Origin of the sequence: Halolamina salina, from assembly GCF_042678005.1 — an archaeon.
GTDB lineage: Archaea > Halobacteriota > Halobacteria > Halobacteriales > Haloferacaceae > Halolamina > Halolamina salina.
In genome coordinates this window covers 2,797-6,750 of the sequence record NZ_JBHUDH010000076.1, presented here as the reverse complement: position 1 = coordinate 6,750, position 3,954 = coordinate 2,797, and the positions used below count along the sequence as shown (strand labels likewise).

General features: G+C 67.4%; 5 protein-coding genes. 2 read left to right on the top strand and 3 right to left on the bottom strand.

All coding sequences use genetic code 11. The features are described 5' to 3' along the window. Together ACFR9S_RS07950 and ACFR9S_RS07945 are read left to right on the top strand one after the other, a co-directional pair. Positions 1 to 1,044: heme o synthase (locus tag ACFR9S_RS07950; RefSeq protein ID WP_379818387.1), on the top strand; the 1,044-nt coding region annotated here is incomplete at its 5' end. Positions 1,045 to 1,046: 2 nt separating this feature from the next. Further along, entirely contained in the window at positions 1,047 to 1,730 is a 684-nt protein-coding gene (locus ACFR9S_RS07945) for a DUF7546 family protein (RefSeq protein WP_379731485.1), read from the top strand. Between the two features lie 51 nt (positions 1,731 to 1,781). Here ACFR9S_RS07945 and ACFR9S_RS07940 read toward each other — a convergent pair whose 3' ends face one another. From ACFR9S_RS07940 to pyrB, 3 genes are all read right to left on the bottom strand, one after another. Next, entirely contained in the window at positions 1,782 to 2,582 is an 801-nt protein-coding gene (locus ACFR9S_RS07940; RefSeq protein WP_379818386.1) for a hypothetical protein, read from the bottom strand. Positions 2,583 to 2,699: 117 nt separating this feature from the next. Further along, entirely contained in the window at positions 2,700 to 3,161 is a 462-nt protein-coding gene (pyrI, locus tag ACFR9S_RS07935) for an aspartate carbamoyltransferase regulatory subunit (RefSeq protein ID WP_379731483.1), read from the bottom strand. Next, on the bottom strand, positions 3,154 to 3,954 hold an 801-nt coding region (pyrB, locus tag ACFR9S_RS07930), incomplete at its 5' end, for an aspartate carbamoyltransferase (protein WP_379818385.1). The genes pyrI and pyrB, both read right to left, overlap by 8 nt.

Genomic DNA, 3,954 nt, shown 5'->3' with positions numbered 1-3,954 from the left:
ATCCTCTACATCGCGACGGCGATGTTCTTCCTCATCTTCGGCGGGGTGCTCGCGGCGTTGACGTGGGCGCTCGAAGCCGCCACGGGCGACCCCGACGACGAGCCGGAGGACCCGCTCGACGACGAACTCCCGCCCGTCGAGGACGCGCCCTCGCCGGCGCTCCCCGAACCGGGGTGGCCCCGGACGAAGGCGAAGATTCTGGCGTACGCCCGGCTGACCAAGCCCCGGCTGATGTGGCTGCTCTGTCTGGTGGCGGCGGCGGCGATGGCGCTGGCCGGCGGCGAGAACTTCACCGTCCCCGTCGTCGCGAAGACGATGGTCGGCGGCGCGCTCGCGATCGGCGCCTCCGGGACGTTCAACCACGTCCTCGAACGCGACGTGGACCGCCGGATGCAGCGCACCAGCGACCGCCCGCTCGCGGTCGATCTGGTGCCGGTCCGCAACGCCGTCGCGTTCGGCCTCTCCCTCGCGGCGATCTCCGTCGGGCTGTTCGCGTCGATCAACGTCCTCGCGGCGGTGCTGGGGCTGATCGCGATCGCGTTCTACAGCGTCGTCTACACGCTGATCCTCAAGCCCAACACCGTCCAGAACACCGTCATCGGCGGCGCCGCCGGCGCGCTCCCCGCGCTGATCGGCTGGGCCGCAGTGACCGGCGAGATCGGCTGGGGCGGCGTCGGGCTGGCGGCGGTCGTGTTCCTCTGGACGCCCGCCCACTTCTACAACCTCGCGCTCGCCTACAAGGACGACTACGAGGCCGGCGGCTTCCCGATGATGCCCGTCGTCCGCGGCGAGACGACCACGCGCCGACACATCCTCTGGTACCTCGGCGCGACGCTCGCGGCGACGGCCGCGCTGGCGCTGATCCCGGGGCTGGACTGGCTGTTCGTCGCGCTCGGGATCGCCCTCGCCGGGGTGTTCCTCTGGGCGGTCGTCCGCCTCCACTTCGAGCGTACCGAGGCGGCGGCGTTCCGCGCGTTCCACGCCTCGAACGCCTACCTCGGCGGCGTGCTGCTCGCCGTCGTGCTCGACACGCTGGCGCTGTGACGATGTCCGTCCTCGACCGCGTGGACGCCGACGTTCTCCCCGAACCCCGGACGATCCTGTTCTGGACGGGCGTCCTGTACGTCGAGGTGATGGCGCTGACCGGCTACTGGCTGTTCGGCGACACCGTCTCGGTCAGCCAGCCGCGCTTCGCGCTGTACGGCCTGCTCTGGATCAACGTCTCGCTGTGGGTGGTCCTCCGGACTGACGCCCCCGACGCGAGCGCCTCGGCGGTCCGCCGCGCGGGCGTGCTCGCCCTCGGCTACCTCGCGGTGCTCGCGTACACCGGCGGCGTCGTCGCCCCCGGGATCCCGGCGACGTTCGACTACTCGGCCGGCTTCTCGGTGCTCTGGCTCCCGCCGGGTTGGGGACCGGCGCTCACGTTCAAAAGCGAGTTCGTCCGGCTGGTCCTGATGCCCGCCCGCGTCGTCGGCTACCTCGCGCTCGCCTACCTCGTCTACGTCACGGTGCTCGACGTGTCCGGGTCGGCGGTGTCGGGGCTGCTGGGGTTGTTCTCCTGTATCTCCTGTTCGTGGCCGATCCTCGCGTCGGTGGGGACGGCGGCGCTGGGCGGCGGTTCGTTCGTCGCGGCGGCGACGACGACGTACGCCTACGACGTGTCGACCGCGGTGTTCCTGGTGACGGTCGTGCTGCTGTCGTGGCGGCCGTCGCTGGGGTCGCTGCGGTGAGAGGTCGTTCTGTCAAAATCGGAGGACAGGGACGAGGGAATCCGACCGGTCTCAGTCTCTGTGTTTCCGGACGATCTTGGAGAGGCGGGTCTCGAGATCTCGCGGCTCCTCGACGGTGCCGTCGCCGAACGTCTCCACGCCGTCGTATTCGATCCCGGTGCCGCCGGTGTCGGGTGCTTCTTCGGGACTCATCCACTGCCGAATCACGTACCGCTCGGACTCCGACTCTCGAACGTTGACGTCGGTCGTCCCGAGCACCCAGTCCGTGTCGGCTTCGACCTCGACGCTTCGGTCGGTGCTGTTGGGCGTACGGATCACGACCTCGTAGAAGGGGATGTGGAGACGCTTGCTCTCCTTCCAGTGGCGGTTTATCATGTAGGCCGTGCCGAAGAAACTCAGAATGAAGCCGAGCGCAAAAACGGGCTGAGTGAACACGTTCATCAGGACGATGAAGACGAGCATGGCCCCGCCCCCTATTCCGATCTCACGTAGCCGAGAGGTGTCCACTTCGTAACTGAACACGTCCGTCTCCCGGTCGATCGTCGTCACCGCGTCGTAGTCCACCTCGGCGAACCGTCCGTTCTGATCGAGGATGACGAACCGGCGGTCAGTCGCCCCGAACACGTATAGCCCGCTTCCCGCCCCGCCGAAGGACGTTCCGATCCCGGAGTAGACGGCTTCGAGAGGCTCGTCGGGCTCCAGATACTCCTCGAGTTGGTTCCGAATACTGCCGAGATGCTGGGTCACTTCTTCGTTCGAAAGCGCCTCCCCTCTCTTTCGAAGATAGTACTCGGGGATTCGAATACCGGACCCCAACACTTCAGGACCGTCGGATTCTGCCGCTTCTGACATACTCCAATGGTGATCACTAAATGACAAATAACTTTGGGAGAGAGTGACAGTCACGCGCGGACTCCACCTCGGAAACGGTATAAATCACGGTCAGTGTCGAAAAACTCCTGCGACGCCTCAGGCCACGTCCAGGTGGTCCGCGATCCCTTCGCGGATGATCTCTTCGCAGTAGCCACAGCGCACGCCGTCGTCGAGCACGTCGAAGCGGCTCTCGACCGGCTCGTCGGCGTTGGTGATGCAGCTACTGTTCGGGCAGGCCAGCACGCCCGACACCGACGACGGGCGTTCGGCCTGCTTCTTCTCCCGAACGTCGTACTCCCGGACGATGTTCACCGTCGCCCGCGGCGCGATCAGCGAGAGCACGTCCACTTCGGCCTGGGAGAGTTCGCGCTCCTCGACTTTCACCACGTCCTTGGTGCCGAGGCGGTCGGAGGGAACGTTCATCGCGACGCTGACGCCGGTGCCCTCGCTGCCGTCGATCCCCAGCATCGCGAGCACGTTCAGCGCGCTGCCGCCGGGGAGGTGGTCGAGCACGGTGCCGTCGCGGATCTTCGAGACGCGGAGTTCGTGATCACTCATGGTTCTGGAACAGGAGATCGAGCAGTGCCATCCGGACCGGGACGCCGTTGTGGGCCTGCTCGAAGTAGTCGGCGTGCTCGGTGTCGTCGATCTCGGGGGCGATCTCGTCGACGCGGGGCAGCGGGTGCATCACCGTCAGGTCGTCGCGGGCGGCGTCGAGCGTCTCCGCGTCGATCCGGTACTCCCCGGCGACTTTCTGGTACTCGTCCTCGTCGGGGAAGCGCTCCCGCTGGATGCGCGTGACGTACAGCACGTCGAGTTCGGGCAGCACCTCCTCGAGTTCGGTGTGCTCCCGGACCTGTGCGCCGGCCTCGTGGAGGTCGAACCGGACCGATCGCGGAAGCCGCAGCGACTCCGGGCTGACGAAGTGCATCCGCGCGTCGAACTCCGTCAGCGCGGTCGCGAGGGAGTGGACCGTCCGGCCGTACTTCAGGTCGCCGACGATGCCGATCGTGAGGTCGTCAAGCCCCGCGGACTCCCGGATGGTGTAGAGGTCGAGCAGCGTCTGACTCGGGTGGTGGCCCGCGCCGTCGCCGGCGTTGATCACCGGCGCGTCGACGAACTCCGCGGCCATCTTCGCGGCGCCCTCGCGGGGGTGGCGAAGCACGAGGCCGTCGGCGTACCCCTCGATCACCCGGACCGTGTCGGCGAGGCTCTCGCCTTTCTTCACCGAGGAGGCGTCGACGCCGCCCATGTCGACGACGTCGCCGCCGAGCCGCTTCATCGCGGCCTCGAACGACATCTTGGTGCGCGTGCTCGGCTCGTAGAAACACAGTGCGAGCAGCTTCTCGGG

Coding starts and splice junctions, on each gene's coding strand:
- ACFR9S_RS07940 (WP_379818386.1), bottom strand. CDS start 2,582: ATGTCAGAAGCGGCAGAATCCGACGGTCCTGAAGTGTTGGGGTCCGGT.
- ACFR9S_RS07945 (WP_379731485.1), top strand. CDS start 1,047: ATGTCCGTCCTCGACCGCGTGGACGCCGACGTTCTCCCCGAACCCCGG.
- pyrI (WP_379731483.1), bottom strand. CDS start 3,161: ATGAGTGATCACGAACTCCGCGTCTCGAAGATCCGCGACGGCACCGTG.